The 20275-nt window shown below is 40.1% G+C and carries 17 protein-coding genes, 1 tRNA gene and 1 riboswitch; of the genes, 5 read left to right on the forward strand and 13 right to left on the reverse strand.

Annotated elements, in window-relative coordinates; genetic code table 11:
• Position 1: 1 nt before the first annotated feature.
• Genes glyA through M1F55_RS01715 form a run of 6 tightly spaced genes read right to left on the reverse strand, consistent with a single transcriptional unit; the run spans position 2 to position 4839 of the window.
• On the reverse strand, positions 2-1258 hold the full coding sequence (gene glyA / locus M1F55_RS01690; RefSeq protein WP_247947151.1) for a serine hydroxymethyltransferase: 1257 nt from the start codon (positions 1256-1258) through the stop codon (positions 2-4).
• Positions 1259-1317: 59 nt separating this feature from the next.
• Positions 1318-1749, reverse strand: coding sequence for a GNAT family N-acetyltransferase (locus tag M1F55_RS01695; protein WP_247947152.1), 432 nt, complete (start codon positions 1747-1749; stop codon positions 1318-1320).
• Between the two features lies 1 nt (position 1750).
• The gene (locus M1F55_RS01700; protein ID WP_000969299.1) at positions 1751-2353 is read right to left on the reverse strand and encodes an L-threonylcarbamoyladenylate synthase; all 603 of its coding nucleotides are present in this window, start codon (positions 2351-2353) and stop codon (positions 1751-1753) included.
• Positions 2337-3173 (reverse strand): peptide chain release factor N(5)-glutamine methyltransferase, encoded by an 837-nt coding sequence (gene prmC / locus M1F55_RS01705; protein WP_000761870.1) that lies wholly within the window; start codon positions 3171-3173, stop codon positions 2337-2339. The genes M1F55_RS01700 and prmC overlap by 17 nt, the downstream gene beginning before the upstream one ends.
• Positions 3173-4252: a peptide chain release factor 1 gene (gene prfA / locus M1F55_RS01710; protein WP_001028815.1), complete on the reverse strand. Its 1080-nt coding sequence runs from the start codon at positions 4250-4252 to the stop codon at positions 3173-3175. The genes prmC and prfA overlap by 1 nt, the downstream gene beginning before the upstream one ends.
• Positions 4249-4839: a thymidine kinase gene (locus M1F55_RS01715; RefSeq protein ID WP_247947153.1), complete on the reverse strand. Its 591-nt coding sequence runs from the start codon at positions 4837-4839 to the stop codon at positions 4249-4251. Before M1F55_RS01715 ends, prfA begins: the two co-directional genes overlap by 4 nt.
• Before the next feature lie 123 nt (positions 4840-4962).
• Between M1F55_RS01715 and M1F55_RS01720 the strand changes: the two genes are divergently transcribed.
• Together M1F55_RS01720 and mnmE are read left to right on the forward strand one after the other, a co-directional pair.
• Positions 4963-5145: a 4-oxalocrotonate tautomerase gene (locus tag M1F55_RS01720; RefSeq protein ID WP_001117401.1), complete on the forward strand. Its 183-nt coding sequence runs from the start codon at positions 4963-4965 to the stop codon at positions 5143-5145.
• 137 nt (positions 5146-5282) lie between these two features.
• Positions 5283-6656, forward strand: a complete 1374-nt coding sequence (gene mnmE, locus M1F55_RS01725) for a tRNA uridine-5-carboxymethylaminomethyl(34) synthesis GTPase MnmE (RefSeq protein WP_238095832.1) — start codon at positions 5283-5285, stop codon at positions 6654-6656.
• 45 nt (positions 6657-6701) lie between these two features.
• Here the strand turns inward: mnmE and dapA are convergent, their stop codons facing one another.
• The 4 genes from dapA to M1F55_RS01745 form a co-directional block, all read right to left on the reverse strand.
• Positions 6702-7637, reverse strand: coding sequence for a 4-hydroxy-tetrahydrodipicolinate synthase (gene dapA, locus M1F55_RS01730; protein ID WP_078228398.1), 936 nt, complete (start codon positions 7635-7637; stop codon positions 6702-6704).
• Between the two features lie 56 nt (positions 7638-7693).
• Positions 7694-8770, reverse strand: a complete 1077-nt coding sequence (locus tag M1F55_RS01735) for an aspartate-semialdehyde dehydrogenase (RefSeq protein ID WP_004254313.1) — start codon at positions 8768-8770, stop codon at positions 7694-7696.
• Positions 8771-9158: 388 nt separating this feature from the next.
• Positions 9159-9231, reverse strand: a tRNA-Thr gene (locus M1F55_RS01740).
• 99 nt (positions 9232-9330) lie between these two features.
• Positions 9331-9840 (reverse strand): QueT transporter family protein, encoded by a 510-nt coding sequence (locus tag M1F55_RS01745; RefSeq protein ID WP_000737072.1) that lies wholly within the window; start codon positions 9838-9840, stop codon positions 9331-9333.
• Positions 9838-9934: riboswitch (PreQ1 riboswitch) on the reverse strand. It overlaps the preceding gene by 3 nt.
• A 28-nt stretch (positions 9935-9962) precedes the next feature.
• Here M1F55_RS01745 and M1F55_RS01750 point away from each other — a divergent pair.
• Positions 9963-10394 (forward strand): GtrA family protein, encoded by a 432-nt coding sequence (locus M1F55_RS01750; RefSeq protein WP_049515282.1) that lies wholly within the window; start codon positions 9963-9965, stop codon positions 10392-10394.
• Between the two features lie 85 nt (positions 10395-10479).
• Positions 10480-10857 carry a large conductance mechanosensitive channel protein MscL gene (gene mscL, locus M1F55_RS01755; RefSeq protein WP_049515283.1) on the forward strand — a complete coding sequence of 126 codons (378 nt, stop codon included), beginning with the start codon at positions 10480-10482 and terminating at the stop codon, positions 10855-10857.
• 40 nt (positions 10858-10897) lie between these two features.
• Here mscL and hemH read toward each other — a convergent pair whose 3' ends face one another.
• Positions 10898-11992, reverse strand: coding sequence for a ferrochelatase (gene hemH / locus M1F55_RS01760; protein WP_049515285.1), 1095 nt, complete (start codon positions 11990-11992; stop codon positions 10898-10900).
• 153 nt (positions 11993-12145) lie between these two features.
• Between hemH and pepT the strand changes: the two genes are divergently transcribed.
• Positions 12146-13369 (forward strand): peptidase T, encoded by a 1224-nt coding sequence (pepT, locus tag M1F55_RS01765; protein ID WP_049515286.1) that lies wholly within the window; start codon positions 12146-12148, stop codon positions 13367-13369.
• Between the two features lie 35 nt (positions 13370-13404).
• On the opposite strand, the gene M1F55_RS01770 is transcribed toward pepT, so the two are convergent.
• Together M1F55_RS01770 and M1F55_RS01775 are read right to left on the reverse strand one after the other, a co-directional pair.
• Positions 13405-16950, reverse strand: coding sequence for a pneumococcal-type histidine triad protein (locus tag M1F55_RS01770; RefSeq protein ID WP_247947154.1), 3546 nt, complete (start codon positions 16948-16950; stop codon positions 13405-13407).
• A gap of 211 nt (positions 16951-17161) precedes the next feature.
• A complete protein-coding gene (locus M1F55_RS01775) occupies positions 17162-20272 on the reverse strand; it encodes a pneumococcal-type histidine triad protein (protein ID WP_247947155.1) in 3111 nt (1036 codons plus the stop codon).
• Positions 20273-20275 lie beyond the last annotated feature (3 nt).

A 20275-nucleotide genomic window follows, 5' to 3' on the forward strand; every position in this document is an offset into this window, starting at 1 on the left:
TTTAGTCCTCGTATAGTGGGAAGGCATCTGTTAATTCTTTAACTGCACTTCTCACTTCTTCTAAGACAGCTTCATTTTCTGCATTCTTAAAGGTTTTAATAATAAGTTCAGCCACTTTGCGACTTTCTACTTCACCAAATCCACGTGCAGTAATAGCTGCTGCTCCGATACGAATCCCACTTGTCTTGAATGGTGACAAGGTTTCGTAAGGAATTGAGTTTTTATTTAGGGTAATATTGACTTCATCCAGCAAGTTTTGAGCAACTTTGCCGTTTTCTACAACTTTAGTCACATCCACTAGGAAGAGATGGTTTTCAGTCCCACCAGAAATAATACGGAAATCAGGGTCTTGCAAGAAGACATCTGCCATAGCCTTGCTGTTCTTGATAACATTGGCAGCATATTCCTTGAAGGCTGGATCTAAGACTTCTTTGAAGGCAACAGCCTTCGCAGCAACAACATGCTCCAAAGGACCACCTTGAATACCTGGGAAAATAGCTGAGTTGATTTTCTTAGCTAGGTCCTCATCATTTGTCAAGATCAAACCACCACGAGGTCCACGAAGGGTTTTGTGGGTCGTTGTTGTAGTGATATGAGCATATGGCACTGGACTTGGGTGAAGACCAGCAGCAACCAAACCAGCGATATGGGCCATGTCTACCATGAGCTTCGCCCCAACAGCATCCGCAATTTTACGGAATTTTGAAAAGTCGATAATTTGAGAATAGGCTGAAGCACCAGCTACGATTAATTTTGGTTTTACTTCTTGGGCTTGTTTCAAGATAGCATCAAAGTCTAAGAGTTCCGTTTCAGGATCCACACTATAAGAAACAAAGTTGTAGGTTTGACCTGAGAAGCTAACAGGAGCCCCATGAGTCAAGTGACCACCTGCAGCCAAATCCATTCCCATAACCGTATCGCCAGGTTCAATCAAAGCCATGTAAGCCGCACAGTTGGCTTGACTTCCTGAGTGTGGTTGGACATTGGCAAATTTTGCACCGAAAATTTCTTTTGCGCGTTCAATGGCTAGAGATTCCACCACGTCTACTACATCTGTTCCACCATAATAACGGCGTCCTGGGTAACCTTCAGCGTATTTATTCGTCAAGATAGACCCTTGAGCTGCCATAACTGCCTTGGAAACTACGTTTTCCGAAGCAATCAACTCAATGTTGTTTTGTTGGCGTTCCTCTTCTTTGGCAATAGCATTCCAGAGATCAGCATCATATGCTTTAAAATCGTCTTTGTCAAAAATCATAGGTCTTCTCCTTTATAGTGTGACTGGTCCTTTAGTTTGTTTTGCAACAAGAAAATAAACTAAAAGATGCGAATAAATCGTTTCTGCACTTTATCACAAGTATAACCAACTTTTTCATAAAATGCATGAGCACCCAGACGATGATCGGCAGAGTTTAAGCGGATAAACCCATAACCACGTCTTTTTGCTTCTTGATCCAACCCTTGTAATAAGCTTTTACCAATACCTTGCCCTTGTGCTTGAGGTGAAACTGCTAAAGCTAAAATATTAAATCCTGCTTTAGAATAAAGTGATTCATAGACCTCAGCGTGGACATATCCAAGCAAGGCATGAGTAGATTCATCCTCATAAGCAAGTAAGAAATGATGGGAATCCTGAGATAGTCTAGCTAATTGACCAGCCGTTTCCTCTGGACTAAAAGAATAGCCCAAAGCATCTTGGTTGATCTCACATATTGCTTTCACATCAGTTTCTCTTAAGTCTCTTAACATCTCATTCCTCCTCAAAAGAAATCTCTGGCAACCGAGCAAGAATATCTTCTCGCTTAATGGCCCCTTGGCGTAAGATTTTCACCTTGTCTCCAGACAAATCCAAAATAGTTGAATCCTGTCCAGTTAGAAAAGGATCGTCTTCCAAACCCAAAACCTCTTGGTCAAAATCCTCTAGAATTTGATTAAAAGTCACTCCACTTGCCTGACCTGAGATATTAGCTGACGGTCCAATCAGAGGTCCTGTCTCTCGAATCAAATCAAGGGTAATGGGATGACTAGGCATCCGAAATCCAACAGTTGCAAGACCAGAATTGACCCAATAGGGAACTCGGTCATTAGCTTCGAGAATAATGGTTAAGGGACCTGGTAAAAAGGTCTCTACAAGTTTTTGTAGATAAGTTGGCTGATTCTTAGAAAAGTGCAAGATGTCCTCTAGAGAGGCGATATTGAGGTTAAGCGCCTTATCTCTTGGACGACGTTTGAGTTGGTAAACATGGTCAACTGCTTTTTCGTCTAGAGCCTTGGCAAAGAGACCGTAAACTGTCTCAGTAGGTAGAACGACCGCTCCACCATTTTCCAACTCTTGTCTAATCCTGTCCATCATCAATTACAACCATCCTATCTTGACCAAACTGGTCCTTAAGTGTTCGTAATCGTTTTTCAGGAAGATGTTTCCTAAAAAGTTCAGGAACACTTTGACCTTGCTTGTATCCAATTTCAAGGTAAATCTTACCACCATCTTTGAGATAGTCTGTTGCATCTTCCGCAATTCTACGGTAAATAGCTAGGCCATCCTCGTCTGCAAAAAGAGCTAGATGAGGTTCCGAATGCAAGACATTCAAGCCAACCTCTGACTCATCTTCACGAGAGATATAGGGTGGATTGGATACAATTATATCATATTTTTCAGAAATTTCTGCAAAACAATCAGATTTTTTGAAAAATATATTAAGTTTTTGATTTTTAGCATTCTCGGACGCAAGGTTAAGAGCCTCTTGGGAAATATCTGCTGCCGTCACCGACCAAGCTGATCTGTTTTTTGCTAATGCAAGGGCAATGGCTCCACTACCTGTTCCGATATCCAGAACTGAAAAATTCGTCTCAGGATTTTCAGCCAGGATAAGCTCCACCAACTCCTCTGTTTCTGGACGAGGGATCAATACTCGCTCATCAACTTTTAACTGCATTCCATAAAAATCTGCCTGTCCAATGATGTACTGTGCCGGTTTATGAGTTGCTAACTGTTGGAAAATTTCTTTTACAAATACTTCTTCCTCTTCAGTCACTTCCTGCTGGAGGGCAAAAACAAAGTCCGTAAAAGATAGATTTTTCAGGCTACGATAGACAAAAGAGAGGCTTTCTGCTTCCTCTCCTTGTCTTATCAATTCTTCTTCAAAATCTGAAAATAATTGAGCTAATTTCATTATTTGTTTAATTCTTCTAATTTTTGCGTTTGGTCATAAAGAACCAAGGCATCCACAACTTCATCCAATTTACCAGACAAAATGGTATCTAGTTTTTGGAGGGTCAAGCCGATACGGTGATCTGTGACACGATTTTGTGGGAAATTGTAAGTACGAATCCGTTCTGAACGGTCACCAGTACCGATAGTAGACTTACGCTCAGCGTCTTGTTCATCCTGAGCAATTTGTGCAAAGTGGTCAGCAACACGCGCACGGATGATTTTCATGGCCTTCTCACGGTTCTTCTGCTGGGTACGTTCTTCCTGCATCTCAACCTTGATATTGGTTGGCAAGTGAACGATACGAACTGCTGTCGCAACCTTATTGACGTTCTGTCCCCCAGCACCAGAGGCGTGATAGATGTCGACACGAAGGTCTTTTGGATCAATATCGTATTCTACTTCTTCGACTTCAGGCATGACAAGAACTGTTGCTGTCGAAGTATGAACACGGCCTTGGCTTTCTGTCACAGGAACACGTTGCACACGATGAGCACCAGATTCGTACTTGAGTTTAGAGTAAACAGATTGCCCCGAAACCATGGCAACCACTTCTTTGAAACCACCGACACCATTCATAGAAGCCTCCATGACTTCAAAGCGCCAGCCTTGAGCTTCAGCATACTTTTGGTACATGGTTAGCAAATCTCCAGCGAAAAGTGCTGCTTCGTCTCCACCAGCGGCGCCACGGATTTCAAGAATGATGTTCTTGTCATCGTTTGGATCCTTTGGAAGGAGCAAAATTTTGAGTTTTTCTTCGTATTCTTCTTTTTCAGCCTTGGCATCTTTGAGCTCTTGCTTGGCCATTTCTTCCAAGTCCGCATCCCCGCCAGATTCTTTAATCATCTCTTCTGCATCAACGATGTTTTGAAGGACTTGTTTGTACTCACGGTAGGCAGTTACCGTATCACGAGTAGAAGCCTCTTCTTTTGAAAGCTCCATGAAACGCTTGGTGTCCGAAACCACATCTGGGTCACTGAGCAACTCTCCTAATTCTTCATAACGGTCTTCTACAGCTTGTAGTTGATCATAGATGTTCATTTTTCTTCATTCTCCTTATTGATTTCAGGGGCAAAATAATGTTTACGGCAAACTGAGATATAGGTTTCATTTCCACCGATCTGAATTTGTTCGCCATCATAGACTGGCACACCATCTTGAGTTCGCAACACCATAGTCGCCTTTTTCTTACAGTACTGACAGATGGTCTTGATTTCTTCAATCTTGTCTGCTAAGAGCAAGAGGTATTTTGAACCTTCGAACAACTCATTGCGAAAGTCATTCTTCAAACCAAAAGCCATGACGGGTATATCTAACTCATCAACAACACGAGCTAGGTCATAAACATGATGACGCTTGAGAAACTGGGCTTCATCAACCAACACACAGTAAGGTTTTTCTGGTAAATCTCGGATATAACCGAAGATATCAGTTGTTTCCTCAATCGCAATGGCAGGGCGTTTCATACCGATTCGACTCGACCCATAGCCAACACCGTCACGCGTATCAAGAGCTGAGGTCATAATCACAACACCTTTTCCTTGCTCCTCATAGTTATAGGCTACTTTAAGAATCTCGATTGTCTTACCAGAGTTCATGGTCCCATAACGATAGTACAACTGTGCCATGTTTCTTGCTTCACGTCCATTTCTAAATTTTTGCTACATTCTAGTATATCATAATTTTCTTAAGCTTTAAACGGCAAAATGTGGTAAAATAGAAGAAATCAAAAACTAGTGGAGGAAGCCATTATGCCATTTGTACGCATCGATTTATTTGAAGGACGCACGCTCGAGCAAAAGAAAGCTCTTGCTAAGGAAGTAACGGAAGCTGTTGTCCGTAACACTGGAGCACCTCAATCTGCTGTCCATGTCATCATCAATGACATGCCAGAAGGAACCTACTTCCCACAAGGGGAAATGCGCACCAAATAAGCTAGCTTAAGCAGAATTGCTTAGGCTTTTTCAATCTCCAAGTAACATCCATTGAAGAAATAGTTCAAATTTGTTACAATTTGAAAAGAGACTTGGGAAAATTTCCAAGAAAAGAGCTATTAATTAAAGGAAACATTATGATTACACGTGAATTTGATACCATCGCTGCCATATCTACTCCACTAGGTGAAGGGGCTATTGGTATTGTCCGCCTGAGCGGAACAGAAAGTTTTGCTATTGCGCAAAAGATTTTTAAAGGAAAAGACTTGAACAAGGTTGCCAGCCACACTCTCAACTACGGTCACATTGTTAATCCTCTGACTAGTAAAGTCATGGACGAAGTCATGGTTGGAGCCATGAAGTCTCCAAAAACCTTTACTCGTGAGGATATTATCGAGATTAACACCCACGGTGGGATTGCGGTGACCAATGAGATTCTCCAGTTAGCTATCCGTGAAGGAGCTCGATTGGCAGAACCTGGTGAATTTACTAAACGTGCCTTTCTAAACGGTCGTGTGGACTTGACTCAAGCTGAGGCAGTGATGGATATCATCCGTGCCAAGACAGACAAGGCCATGAACATTGCGGTCAAACAATTAGATGGTTCCCTTTCTGATCTTATCAATAATACCCGTCAAGAAATCCTCAATACACTTGCCCAAGTCGAGGTGAATATTGACTATCCTGAGTATGACGATGTTGAAGAAGCGACTACTGCTGTTGTCCGTGAGAAGACAATGGAGTTTGAACAATTACTAACCAATCTCCTTAGGACAGCCCGTCGTGGCAAAATCCTCCGTGAAGGAATTTCAACTGCTATCATCGGACGCCCTAACGTTGGGAAATCAAGCCTTCTCAACAACCTCTTGCGTGAAGACAAGGCAATCGTAACCGATATTGCTGGTACAACTCGAGATGTCATCGAAGAATACGTCAACATCAACGGTGTTCCACTAAAATTGATTGACACAGCTGGTATTCGTGAAACGGATGACATCGTGGAACAAATCGGAGTTGAGCGTTCAAAAAAAGCCCTCAAGGAAGCTGACCTAGTTCTACTAGTGCTAAACGCTAGCGAACCACTGACTGCTCAAGACAGACAACTTCTTGAAATTAGCCAAGATACAAACCGTATTATTCTTCTTAATAAAACTGATCTTCCTGAAGCAATTGAAGCTTCAGAACTTCCAGAAGATGTCATCCGTATTTCAGTCCTTAAAAATCAAAACATTGATAAGATTGAAGAGAGAATTAACAACCTCTTCTTTGAAAACGCTGGTTTGGTTGAACAAGATGCTACTTACTTGTCAAATGCCCGTCACATTTCTCTAATTGAAAAGGCAGTAGAAAGCCTACAAGCTGTTAATGAAGGTCTTGAACTGGGGATGCCTGTTGATTTGCTTCAAGTTGATTTGACTCGTACTTGGGAAATCCTCGGAGAAATCACTGGAGATGCTGCTCCTGATGAACTTATTACCCAACTCTTTAGTCAATTCTGTTTAGGAAAATAGAAAAATCCATGATCGTTGTTGCGGTCATGGATTTTATTGTCTTTATTAGTAATCTGGTCTTAAGACCCCTGTTACAGTTGCCTTGGTTGCTTCGTAGTCGCCATCTACGACAACCTTGACAATTCGTTTGGCATCTTCTTCTTGTGCTGGAACTAGAGGTAGACGAGTTGGTCCAGCTTCAAATCCCATGTAGTTAAGAACCGCCTTAACAGGAGCAGGACTTGGATAAGAGAAGAGGGCATTGACCTTAGGAATGAATTTACGCTGAATAGCTGCGGCTTTTTTCATATCGCTTTCTGCAATTGCAGTGAACATCTCGTGCATCTCATCCCCATTTGTATGAGAGGCAACAGAAATAACCCCATCCGCACCAAGGTTCATGGCATGGAAAGCATCTCCATCCTCACCAGTATAGACCAAGAACTCTTCTGGTTTGTGCTCAATCAAGTAAGCCATATTAGCCAAGCTAGTACATTCTTTGACACCAATAATATTTGGATGGTCAGCCAAACGAAGCATGGTTTCTGGAGTTAATTCTACAACTACACGCCCTGGAATGTTATAGATAATAATTGGTAGGTCAGAAGCATCTGCAATGGCCTTAAAATGCTGATACATTCCTTCTTGAGAAGGTTTGTTGTAGTAAGGAACAATAGCAAGTCCAGCAGCAAAACCGCCAAATTCCGCTACTTCTTTGACAAACTCAATAGAGTCACGCGTATCATTAGTACCTACACCCGCAATCAAAGGTACACGTCCATTGACAATCTTCTGTACAGCTGCAAATAGCTCCAATTCTTCATCGTGAGTCAAAGTTGGACTCTCAGCTGTCGTCCCTGCGAGAAGAATTCCATCCGTATGATGGCTCAATAAATGCTCAATCAAGGCTGGAATAGCGTCAAAGTTGATGGAACCATCCTCATGGAAGGGAGTAATAAAGGCTGTGATGATTTTACACTCTTTTAAATCCTGATAAGACATGAGAAACACCTCTCTATTTCAAAGAAGGAGTTCATCTGAACTCCTAAACGATATGACTATTTTAATTCAAATTTCAATTCGGCCGTTGGACGAACCAATCCACGTTCGTGAAGAGTTTCTGCAATCTGAACTGAGTTCCAAGCAGCACCTTTGAGCAGGTTGTCCGAAACAACCCACATGTGGATTCCTTTTTCAGCATCCAAGTCTTTACGGATACGACCAACAAAGGTATCACGTGAACCCACTGCATTGATGGCTTGCGGATAAATTTGATGAGCTACATCATCTTCGAGAACAGCACCTGGGAAGGCTGAGATAGCTGCTTTTACTTCTTCGATTGGAGCCACTTCTTTTGTTTCGATGTAAACAGACTCAGAGTGAGCTGACAATACTGGAATACGCACACATGTTGCAGATACTGCAATGCTGTCATCTTCCATAATTTTCTTAGTTTCCTTAGTCATCTTCATCTCTTCGTAAGTGTAATCATTGTCAGTGAAGACATCAATTTGTGGAAGAGCATTGAAGGCGATAGGATAATGTTTCTTGTCACCGCCTGAAGGCAAGATTTCCGCATGCAAATCACGTGGAGTTACACCATCATTCAAAACTTCACGAAGTTCACGTTGTGTCTCAAGAATTGCTCCCATACCAGCACCTGAAACTGCTTGGTAAGTTGAAACAATGATACGGTCCAAGCCCCATTTTTGGCGAACTGGCTCAAGAGCCACCATCATTTGAATTGTTGAACAGTTAGGGCAGGCAATGATACCGTTGTGGGCGTCAAGTGCATGAGCATTAACCTCTGGAACAACCAATGGAACATCTGGATTTTGACGGAAGTAAGATGTATTATCTACTACTACCGCACCAGCTTTAACTGCGTATGGTGCATATTTAGCTGATGTAGAACCACCTGCTGAAAAGAGAGCAATATCAACTCCTTCAAAAGCTGTTTCAGTTGTTTCTTCAATCGTAATATCTTGGTCTTTAAATTTCAAAGTCTTGCCTGCTGAACGTGCAGAAGCAAGTAAACGGATTTTATCGATTGGAAGTGTTGATTCTTCCAACATTTTTATCATCTGAGCTCCGACAGCACCTGTCGCGCCGACTACAGCAACTGTATATCCCATAAATAACCTCTTTCGGAATTTTCTAAAAATTTCTATAATAGATGTATTATACTACTTTTTCCATGAATTGCAAAGCATTTTCATCTTTTTTTTGAAAAATAAACATCCCCAGTCGTTAGACCAGGGACTAAGAGGCATCATCATGTGATGAGCAGGTTCACACAACTCATCAAGGTCCGCTCCTGCGTTATGACCTCCTTATGCTCAATAGTAGTCCGAAGACTACCTATCGACTCATCGCATCTTCTATTCTACTAAAGAGAATCACTTTTGTCAACAGACGAAACTCTTTAGTTTCATTTACACAGCTGAATAGAAATATCTTTGAAACATTTGATGCATACATAACAAAAACCCTTGTAAATCAAGGGTTTTTCTGTCTATTTAATGCTAATTGCCGGGATTGAACCGGCGACCTCATCCTTACCATGGATGCGCTCTGCCAACTGAGCTAAATCAGCTTACCTAAAAAGTATACTATAGTTAGAAAAACTTGTCAAGTTTCCTTAGAAATTTTCCATAAGAAAAAGCCAGGTAAGAGCTACCTAGCTTGTCTTCTTCTATTTGCTTAAATCAATTCGACGACCAATTTTACCAATAATAATTGCACCAATAATCAATGAGGCAAATTCACCAATTCCTGTTGTGAACCAAGTAAGGAAAAATGGTAATTGCGCTACGATATTCAACTCTGCAGCAATAGTAAACATGGAAATTGAAAAGAGGATTGAAAAGAAGAAATGATCTTTTCGAATTAATCCATTAAAGAGGTAATCTTTGCTGTATTTTGCAAAAAGCCAAACACCTAGACTGAGGAATACCAAGGTTGAACCACCACCAACAAAGACATCTAGCAGTCCGAAGCTAAAGAAATTAGCAATCATACAACCGATGGTAACTCCGATGATGTACTTAGGATTGTAAAAAGCCATAAAGTTCATCATTTCTGAAATACGGAACTGATAAGCACCATAGCTAATGGCATTTAGAGGTGGTGTGACAGTTAAAACGACATAGATAGCAGCAACAATTGCAATATCTGCTACATCACGAATAGTTAATTTTTTCATCTTTTCTCCTTTAGCGGTTTCCCGCGTATAATATGCTTGGTGAAAGAAGCTAAGCACCAAGGGTTGCTTGAATCAACCTTACTAGTATAGCACAATAGCCTGCTTTATGCTATACTAAAAGCATGAAAAAACGCATTCAAAGTCTCTTCGTGAATGAGCTCTTAGCCTATCTTTTTTTTGGTATAGCTACTACTCTTGTTTCCATTCTATCCAGATTAGTCATTTATCAACTAACTCATAGAGAACTCCTTGCAACTGGACTAGCAAATATTATCGGTATCCTATTTGCCTTTATTACAAATGATAGGCTTGTCTTTAAGCAAGCTAGAGAGAATTGGTCAATTCGTTTAGTAAAATTTACTATAGCACGTCTTTCTACTTTTCTTTTAGACTTGTTTTTAACTTTTCTCTTTGTAACTCAGTTTCCTAATATTATCGGGAAATTTGTAAATAATAATATTAATAGAGTGAATAGTATTGAAACAGTTATTGCACAATTCTTAATAATTATCCTCAATTACATTTTTAGTAAGGTATTTATTTTTAAAAAATAAGAAAAATTGTAAACATATAGCTTGCAAGAACTTCTTAATTAATATATAATTAAGTGTAAAAATTTTTTGAAAGGAAATTATGAAAATGTTAAAAGATCTTAAAGCATTTTTGCTTCGTGGTAATGTTGTTGACCTTGCTGTCGGTGTTATCATTGCCTCTGCTTTTGGTGCAATCGTTACATCACTTGTTAACGATATCATCACTCCACTTATTTTGAATCCAGCCTTGGAAGCTGCGAAAGTACAAAACATCGCTGAGCTTGCTTGGAATGGTGTTACATATGGTAAATTCTTGAGTGCTGTTATCAACTTCCTAGTTATCGGTACTGTTCTCTTCTTCGTTATCAAAGGTATTGAAAAAGCTCAAAGCCTTACTAAGAAAGAAGAAGCTGAAGAAGCTCCAGCTGGTCCAACTGAGTTGGAAGTACTTCAGGAAATCAAAGCTCTTCTTGAGAAAAAATAATCAATTAAAAGGATCTAGCACAAAGCTAAATCCTTTTTCTTTACTCTTTTGGTAACTTGCCTGCTTTCTCAAGCATTTTCTTAATCAGATAAGGCATCTTAACATTCTCCCGACCTTTTTTCTCAATCAGTTTTTTCACAAATTCAGGCATTTGTAAATCTTGAGATTCGGCCAAAATGTTTTTCGTCTCATCTGAAGGAACTAATTCATCAAAGGTTTCTTCTTCTGGAAGAAATTCCTTAAATTCTTTGTCCTCATTAGCTTTGACGGTATTGACCAAGGCATCAATCAAGCGAGAATCTGTATTTGGCATTGGTGGACGATGGTAGTTTACTCCAAATTCCTGACATAAATCATAACATTCCACATCATTGTCAAACAAGACTTCAATGTGCTCACTGATAAAACTAATAGGTACAAAAATATAATGGTCTGGATGTTCTTTCTGTTCTCTGAGATACTCTAAAACATCTGGTTTAATCCATGGAATACCAATATCACTCTCACTCTGCCAAGTGTTGGTATATTGTTCTGAACTCAAACCTAGTTTTTCAGCGACTAGCTTGCTATTTTCAAAAATTTGATCGATATATGGGTCACCAAAATCCAAGGCAAAAATAGGCACACTGTGGGCTGAAAAGATGACTTTAAAGCTATCCTGCTTTACTTCTTCTTTTAAAATTTTACCAATTTCATCTGCCCAATAGTTTAACAGCGCTTCTTCTTGATACCAGTCCTTAATGACTAAAAATTGAATTTGCTTGCTTTCTAAAAATTTTTCATAGCCCATGACAGAGTAGAAAGAATAATGGGGCTCCAAAATCAAGCAAATACACTGCTCGATTCCGTCTGCTTCCATCTGACCAATCACATCTGGGATAAAAGGTCTAGAAAACTTATTAGCAAAATAAACACTATACTCATTCCCCAGTCTAGCTTCTACTAAGGCAACCTCTTCACGGGTAATTCTTTGCAGAGGCGTACCTCCAATAAGTACATAATTATCATAGAGTGTTTGAACCTCGTGGTCTTGAGGTCTCACTCCGCGACGAATATTTGTGAAAAAATCAGCCACACCTTCAAAGGTAATCTCTTCTGGTGAACCGAAAGTCATCATTAAAATTGCTTTTTTCATAATCGCTTCCTTGTGATATTTTTATCAAGTTTATTTTATCATTAATTTGTTGATAAGTAAACGCCAACATAGCGAATTTCCCTAACTTCAGTCTTTTGTTTTTCTCTCTTTTCTATGATACAATGGAAAAAATGAATTCAAAAGGAGTTTTTTATGACTTATCCCAATCTCTTGGACCGATTCCTAACCTACGTTAAGGTCAACACGCGCTCTGATGAACACTCTACTACTACTCCAAGTACACAGAGTCAGGTTGACTTCGCAACCAATGTCCTGATCCCTGAAATGAAACGTGTTGGATTACAAAATGTTTATTATCTAGCAAATGGTTTTGCAATTGGAACCTTGCCAGCCAATGATCCATCTTTAACACGTAAGATTGGCTTCATCTCCCACATGGATACTGCTGATTTTAAAGCCGAAGGAGTCAAGCCACAGGTAATTGAAAACTACGATGGTGGTGTGATTGAACTTGGAAATTCTGGTTTCAAACTCGATCCAGCTGACTTTAAGAGTCTAGAGAAATATCCAGGACAAACGCTCATCACAACCGATGGAACAACCTTACTAGGTGCTGATGACAAGTCAGGGATTGCTGAAATTATGACTGCTATTGAATATCTGACTGCCCATCCTGAAATCAAGCACTGTGAGATTCGTGTTGGTTTTGGTCCAGATGAAGAAATCGGTGTTGGTGCCAATAAATTTGATGCAGAAGATTTCGATGTAGATTTTGCCTATACTGTAGATGGCGGACCTCTCGGAGAACTTCAGTACGAGACCTTCTCAGCCGCTGGTGCTGAATTGCATTTCCAAGGACGCAATGTCCACCCTGGTACTGCCAAAGGGCAGATGGTCAATGCCCTTCAGCTAGCAATTGATTTTCATAATCAACTTCCAGAGAATGACCGACCCGAGTTAACAGAAGGTTACCAAGGCTTCTACCACCTAATGGATGTGATAGGTAGTGTCGAAGAGGCACGTGCAAGCTACATCATTCGTGATTTTGAAAAAGATGCCTTTGAAGCGCGTAAAGCAGCAATGCAGTCTATCGCTGATAAGATGAATCAAGAACTTGGTAGCGACCGTGTCACCCTAAACTTGACAGACCAGTACTACAATATGAAAGAAGTCATTGAGAAAGATATGACTCCAATTACCATTGCCAAAGCCGTTATGGAAGATTTGGGTATTACTCCTATTATCGAACCAATTCGTGGAGGGACAGACGGCTCTAAGATTTCCTTTATGGGAATCCCAACTCCTAATATCTTTGCGGGAGGAGAAAATATGCATGGACGTTTTGAATACGTCAGCCTTCAGACTATGGAACGTGCAGTTGATACCATCATTGGTATCGTAGCTTATGAAGACTAAAAAGACGAGGTAGCTTAGCTACTTCGCCTTTCTTTTTATTCTGCTGGTTTTTCTTGATTTCCAGTACTTGTTGTAGATTCTGTTGTTTCCTTTTCTGAAGCTGGTTCAGCAGGTTTAGAATCTGTTGCCTTGCTTGGTTTGTTTTCGTCCCTTGCAGTTTCACTGTTAGATTCTGCAGCCACTGATGTTTCAGTTTCGGAACTTGTGTTCTCACCATTTGACTCGGCATTTGTCGCTGGAGTTGCTTCTTCACTTGAGCTTGATTTTGACTTGATTTCTTGATTCAAGACTAGAATAGCTTTTGTCAATTCAAGTAAAGCAGCTTTATCTTTACTCTTAGCAGAAAGTTGATCTAGTAAAGCATCTACCTTATCAAAGTCCGCATCAGAACCCTTGTTGTTTTCTAAATAAGAGTGAAGCGACATGAGAATATCGTAGAGTTTTTGATAGAGTACTAGTGTCTGAGGGTCTTGCTCAGCATTTTCCTTTTCTTGTTGAAGGGCGCTAGCGATACGAGTCAAGACATCTTTTACCTGACTGTTTACTTCATCCAAGTCCGCATCAGCCTTGTTTGTGGCAGCTTTGAGATTTTCTACTTCTTCTGCCAAGGATTGTCTGATTCCTTCTTCTTGGATTTGTTCTAAGAGTTGATTTGCCTTGCTCAAGAGGCTTTCTACTTCTTCCTTGCTAACATGATTGACATGTTCTTCAGGCATAAAGTCTCCGTACAATTCTTTCAAGAAGCCATAAATAGCTGTCTTGGCAGTTTGGTTATCAACTTTTTCAGTATCTAGAACTGTCTGAGTCGATTTAGCAGTAGTTGGTTGAGCTTTCAAAGCTTCTTCCACTTCTTGTTTTGCCTGATAGATGCTTGGGAATAGTCTGTTCAATTCTGCTGCCTTAAGGAAAGATTGAGATTGATACAAGGTCCAAGTCAACTGAGCTACTTTGTTCCGAAGTTCATCATTTAAACGACCGTCATTTACGTGTTCGTAGAAATACTTGATGTATTCCACTGTTGTAACACCTGTTCGGTCATTAAAGTCTTGAAGAGCTTGAAGTTGTGATTCAACCGCTGCTAAAGCAGCCTCATCTTTTGCCAATTTAGCTTCTTGAAGTCGAACAAGAAGGTCTTTCTTAGGAAGTCCATAAGAGTCTGTATCCAGTGTATTGATTTTATCAATCAAGGCTTGATATTTCTTATCTAAAACACTTGTTTCAGTAGGTTTAACACTTTCATCAATATGGATATATTGCTTATCAAAGAGATCAAGTGTCGCAAGATAACCTGCTGTAGAGTTAGTTGCCAGTTTCTTCATGTTTTCAGTAAACTGACCTAAAGCTAACTCAATCTGTCTTTGTTCGATAGGCTTGTCTTTGTAGATGCTTCTACTATCAGCTAGAAGTTGATCTACTTTTGCCAAGACTGCCTTCTCATCAAAAGCTCCAGGTTGATAATTGGATTGCAGGGCTGGAATCTTGTTTTTCAAAGCCACTTCATAGCCCTTGGTTTGAACCTTGATGTAGTGATTATGATCTCCATGAGGAATCACAAAACTACCATTTTCTACCTGTAAACTATAAGGAGACACACCATCTCGCAAAGCAGTCGTGTAAAGTTCATTTAGGAAATCAAGTTCTGGATTTCCAGTTTGGAGTGGCAAACGAACATGTTCCTTACGAACAGCATAGGGATGGATATGAGTTGGATCGTAGGCTTGGTCTGGATTTCCAAAGACAAAGAATCCGTTTGAAATTCTAATCGCTTCAAGTGGAACACCATAAGTTTTAGAGATATAAGCAATCTTTTCTTCATCGCTAGCATCTCTTGAGAAAGACTCTACCGTTTTAGCAAGAGGTTTTACAGGCTCCGCATCATGATGTGTTTTCAAATGATCCTGAGCTGCCTTAATTTGGTCTGCTGTCAAATCCTTCTTGAAGAAGTAATGATTGTGATCACCGTGACTCATAACAAAGCCTTGCTCATCTTCACTAATGACACGATTGGCATCAAAACCGTGATCGTGTTCCTCACCATGATGATGTCCATGATGATCTTCGTCGTGATCGTCATCATGAGCTGGACTTGGTGTTGTTGTATTTGCACCTTTCAAGTGGTCTTGCGCTGCCTTGATTTGATCAGCAGTCAAATCCTTCTTGAAGAAGTAATGACTGTGGTCGCCGTGACTCATGATAAATCCTGAACTATCTTCAGCAATAATCCGATTGGCATCAAAGCCATGACCATCTTCTTCATGTTCCTCATGTGAAACACCAGGATTGGCTGGAAGAGATGGCGAAGGTGTTACTAGACCATTGTTAGGAAGAGTCGGTTGCCCAATTGGGTTCGATTTCGGAATGTAATGGAAATGATCACCATGTCTTACGATATAAGCTGTAGCTGTTTCTTCAACGATATCTTTTGGATTAAAGATATAGCCATCAGATGTTGCAGAGATAGCCTTATTTGTAGTCAATGAGGCATGATTCAAAGTAGATGGACTACTTGAAAGACTGCCTAGACTAGACACTACTTCATGAGGTTTTTCATTTGTAGAAACCGTAGAACCAGTTCCACCGATAGGCACCATTCTGGCAATCTTTTCTTCTAAAGGAGAAAGTTTGCTGTAAGGAATAAAGTGATAATGGTCGCCATGCGGAATCGCAACTCCATTTGGCGTACGGCTGATAATCTTAGCAGGGTCAAAGACCAAACCATCTGATTCACTGTAACGTTGGTCACTAGGTGAATCATAGAGTTCTTTCAATAAACTTTGGAGATTTTCAACTTTGCTTTCTGGCTTGCTAGTTGAGCCTTGTGCCACAGATTGCGTGTTATTGTCACTAACTGCTGAAGAATAGCTTAGCTGACTTGGTTGCGTATTTTTGCCAGCTAAATGAGCTTTTGCTGCTGCTAATTCACTAGCAGACAAATCACTTTTTGGAATATAGTGGTAGTGACCACCGTGAGGAACAATATAAGCGTCACCCGTATCTTCAATAATATCAGCTGGATTAAAGACATAACCATCATCTGTCGTATAGCGTCCCTGAGATCTTGCTACAGAAACATCAGAGCTAACTTTCTCATTATCTTTGACATGTTCTTGCTTTTGACGGTTGATTTCATCCTTAGTTCGAACATTATCAGCATGAGCTGCATCTTTCAGGTAGACATAATATTTTCCATCGACCTTGATGATATAACCACCCTTGACCTCATTGACAATATCTCCATCCTTAAGTTGGTAGTTTGGATCCTTCATCAAAAGTTCTTCACTAAAGAGAGCGTCATAAGGAACTTTCCCATTATAGTAATGATAGTGGTCACCGTGTGACGTCACATAGCCCTGATCTGTAATCTTAATAACAATTTGCTCGGCCTGAATTCCTTCTTTTTGGCTAACCTGGTCTGGTGTCAGGTTTTCGGTTTTCTGACTTGACTGGCTACCATCCACATAAGAGACACGATTGTTGTCCTTATTTTCCTGCGAGCGATGCTGATTTAGCGCATAAGCACATAGACTCAAGGACACGATAACAGCTGACCCAGCTGCTATATACTTTTTACTGAATTTCATAAATCCCTCGTTTCAATAAATGATGAAGCTATTTCGTAACTTCTTTTTATCGGTTAAATAGTTTTTTCTAAACCGGTTATTTAACCAATTAATTAACCAGTAAATAGTTTACCTTTTTTAAGTTTATCTGTCAAGATTTTTATATCATTTTAAAAAATAAAAGCCAGTATTGCTACTGACTCTTACATCATTTTGATTTATAGTATAAAGCTTATACTGCTGGTTTCGTCGTAACTGACTCACTACCTTTTAACAAAGCAAGCAATTTTTCTGCTTCTGCCATAATGCCATTATTATCCATGGTTTGGAGACTCAAATTATTTCGTAAACCAGCTAGACTCTCTGCCACATTGTCTTTCAAACTAGCATCGGTTACTGTATCAAGTAGAGCTTCTACTTCTTTGAGTTTGGCTTCTACTTTTTCAGTCTCTACTTGAGGAACTTTAGCCTCATCTGTAGTATCTTCAGCTTCTTCCTCTGTCTCTTCCGTATCAGTGCTTGGTTTATAAAGATTATCTGCTGAAGGATTTAAACCTGCGTGATTCTCTTTTTCATCAGATTCAGGGCGAGTTGTCTCACTTACTTCATCATGTTTCTTATCTTCATCAGTTTTACTGTCTTCTGGCTTATTTTTACGAACATGGTCACTGGCATTTCCCCAACCATTATCTGAGTGCGGACGTTCGCTTGGATGTTCTACATAGTATTTTACAGTCGCAAAGAGATCCTCTAAACTATAGCCTTTAGGTGCCTCATAAAGTCCTTCGTCAAACCACCCAAATTTAATGTTATGGTAATGGTCGTAATGAGGTATAATTAAGCTACCATTTTTAACTTCAACAGTATGTTGTAAATTGTAAGGAATTTGATCAAGTGGAACCTTCTTAGCAGCCTTAACTTTATTATAGATTGCTTCTACTCCTTTAACCTCAGTATTTCCTGAGCCCTGATTATCTGTTGAAGGAGGTGTCAAACCTTTCTCTTTAGCATAAGCTTGAGCTGCTACTCTTTCATCTTCAGACAAACTTTCTTTCTTAATCCAATGACTATGGGTCATATGTGGAGTGACATAAGCATCTCCCTCATCACTGGTAATATCACGAGTGTCAAATATATAGCCATCTTCTGTTGTATACTTACCTGCTAATTTCGCTAATTTAATTTCATCGTCTGTATAAGCAATCTGAGAATTTGGTTTACCAAGACGTTCTGGGTGGGTAATTGGGGCTAGGAATGCCAATAAATCATCTACCAATTTTCCTTTATTAGTAGATTCATCATTCAAGCGCTCTGCTAATTTGTCTAAGGCTTGGAAATCAGAAGTACGTCCCTTATTTTCAGACAAGGCTTTATGAGCCTCGGTCAATAAATTATATGCTTTATCGTAGAATTCTTGGTCACGAGGTGCCACATTTTCTTTCTTCGCAACTAGTGCGTGTGTCTCTTGAGTTTTCTTAGACAAGAGATTTTCAATAGCGTCAATCTTATCCTTAGCCAGGTCTTTAGCTAGAACATAACGACTGACTCCCTTATCCTCGAAAATATAACCGTCGCCAACTTTTCTAACAACCTGGTTGACATCAAATTCTGTCGGTTTATTTTCCACTGGTGCTAGAGGTTTGGTAGTAGGGGCTGGCTTCAGAGGAGTAACACTTGGCAAGACACTGCCATTTTGACCCTTAACAGCTATCATACGAGCCAATTTTTCTTCCAGTGGTGACATTTGTGAATAAGGAATAAAGTGATAATGATCTCCGTGGGGCACTGCGACCCCATTAGCTGTACGTTTGATGATTTGTGCCGGATCAAAGACTAAGCCATCTGATTCAACATGACGTTCTGATAAAGGTTTGGCATACAATTCACTTAAAAGTGTTGAAATGTCTTCCCCTTGATTTTGATGATATGTTGGGGTAACAGTCAGATTTGGAGTCTCTGTCAAACTTGGTTGGGCTGGATTACCATTATCACTATTTGGTTTACTTGAGCTTGTAGAAGTACGAGAGCCCTGCTTACCATTCCAATAAGCTTGAGCTGCAGCTAATTCTCCTGCCGACAAAGTGCCTTTTGGTATGTAGTGGAAATGATTTCCATGAGGGACAATAAAAGCGTCACCTGTATCTTCAATCACATCTGTTGGACTAAAGACATACCCATCATCCGTTGTATAGGCACCTCCAGTTCCTCGATTTGGTGCCTGCGTATTGAGATTAAAGTTTGGTTTAATGGTTGAACTTGTTTTCTCAGGACTGCTTGGTTTCGTATTATCAGAATGACTTTGAACTGGCTGACCTCCAATTGGTAGATTTCGAGCCAATTTTTCTTCCAAAGAAGACATTTGCGAATAAGGAATGAAATGGAAATGATCCCCATGAGGCACTGCCACACCATTTGCTGTACGTTTTGTAATCTGTGCTGGATCAAATACTAATCCATCAGACTCCACGTGTCGTTGGCTAAGTGGCAAAGCGTACAATTCTTGAAGGAGACTATCCAAGTCCTCATTTTGACTCTCAGAAGACGTTGTAGGATTTTGAGGAGTCTCAGCTTGACTCGTTCTCACACTAGATCTTGTTTCAGCTCTGTTTGAACGATATTCAACGGTACTTAATTGGCCACCTTTTCCAGATAAGAAGGCTTGGGCAGCAGCTAATTCACTAGCAGACAAATCACTCTTAGGAATATAGTGGAAGTGATTTCCATGAGGAACGATATAGGCATCACCTGTGTCCTCAATGATATCAGATGCATTAAAGATATAACCATCATCCGTTGTATAACGTCCTTGGGCTCTGGCTGCAACTACTGCCTGATCGTTAGAACCGCCCCCGTGATTACTACTGTGTTCCTGCTTCTGACGTTTAATCTCTTCTTTTGTCCGAATATTATCCGCATGGGCCGCATCCTTGAGGTAAACATAGTATTTTCCGTCTACCTTAATCACATAACCACCCTTGATTTCATTGACAATGTCTGAATCCTTCAACTGATAATTCGGATCTTTCATGAGGAGTTCTTCACTGATGATAGCGTCATAAGGAACCTTACCATTATAGTAATGATAATGGTCTCCATGAGAGGTCACATAACCTTGATCCGTAATCTTAATGACGATTTGCTCGGCATTGATCCCCTCTCTCTTACTGACTTCATCTGGTGTTAAATTTTCTGCCTTTTGACCAGCCTGATCACCATCTATATAAGCAACTCGATTAGACTCTTTCTTAACTTGACCAGCTTGATATCGTCCAAGTTCATAGGAACAAACACTTAGGGCAAGAACTGCCACTGAACCTGCTACATATTTTTTATTGATTTTCATTCT

The organism is Streptococcus mitis (genome assembly GCF_023109235.1).
In the GTDB taxonomy this organism is placed as follows: Bacteria; Bacillota; Bacilli; order Lactobacillales; family Streptococcaceae; genus Streptococcus; species Streptococcus mitis_DA.

Bases quoted from the DNA above. Each gene is read 5' to 3' on its own strand.
- glyA (WP_247947151.1), bottom strand. From the start codon at position 1,258: ATGATTTTTGACAAAGACGATTTTAAAGCATATGATGCTGATCTCTGG.
- M1F55_RS01695 (WP_247947152.1), bottom strand. From the start codon at position 1,749: ATGTTAAGAGACTTAAGAGAAACTGATGTGAAAGCAATATGTGAGATC.
- M1F55_RS01700 (WP_000969299.1), bottom strand. From the start codon at position 2,353: ATGATGGACAGGATTAGACAAGAGTTGGAAAATGGTGGAGCGGTCGTT.
- prmC (WP_000761870.1), bottom strand. From the start codon at position 3,173: ATGAAATTAGCTCAATTATTTTCAGATTTTGAAGAAGAATTGATAAGA.
- prfA (WP_001028815.1), bottom strand. From the start codon at position 4,252: ATGAACATCTATGATCAACTACAAGCTGTAGAAGACCGTTATGAAGAA.
- M1F55_RS01715 (WP_247947153.1), bottom strand. From the start codon at position 4,839: ATGGCACAGTTGTACTATCGTTATGGGACCATGAACTCTGGTAAGACA.
- M1F55_RS01720 (WP_001117401.1), top strand. From the start codon at position 4,963: ATGCCATTTGTACGCATCGATTTATTTGAAGGACGCACGCTCGAGCAA.
- mnmE (WP_238095832.1), top strand. From the start codon at position 5,283: ATGATTACACGTGAATTTGATACCATCGCTGCCATATCTACTCCACTA.
- dapA (WP_078228398.1), bottom strand. From the start codon at position 7,637: ATGTCTTATCAGGATTTAAAAGAGTGTAAAATCATCACAGCCTTTATT.
- M1F55_RS01735 (WP_004254313.1), bottom strand. From the start codon at position 8,770: ATGGGATATACAGTTGCTGTAGTCGGCGCGACAGGTGCTGTCGGAGCT.
- M1F55_RS01745 (WP_000737072.1), bottom strand. From the start codon at position 9,840: ATGAAAAAATTAACTATTCGTGATGTAGCAGATATTGCAATTGTTGCT.
- M1F55_RS01750 (WP_049515282.1), top strand. From the start codon at position 9,963: ATGAAAAAACGCATTCAAAGTCTCTTCGTGAATGAGCTCTTAGCCTAT.
- mscL (WP_049515283.1), top strand. From the start codon at position 10,480: ATGTTAAAAGATCTTAAAGCATTTTTGCTTCGTGGTAATGTTGTTGAC.
- hemH (WP_049515285.1), bottom strand. From the start codon at position 11,992: ATGAAAAAAGCAATTTTAATGATGACTTTCGGTTCACCAGAAGAGATT.
- pepT (WP_049515286.1), top strand. From the start codon at position 12,146: ATGACTTATCCCAATCTCTTGGACCGATTCCTAACCTACGTTAAGGTC.
- M1F55_RS01770 (WP_247947154.1), bottom strand. From the start codon at position 16,950: ATGAAATTCAGTAAAAAGTATATAGCAGCTGGGTCAGCTGTTATCGTG.
- M1F55_RS01775 (WP_247947155.1), bottom strand. From the start codon at position 20,272: ATGAAAATCAATAAAAAATATGTAGCAGGTTCAGTGGCAGTTCTTGCC.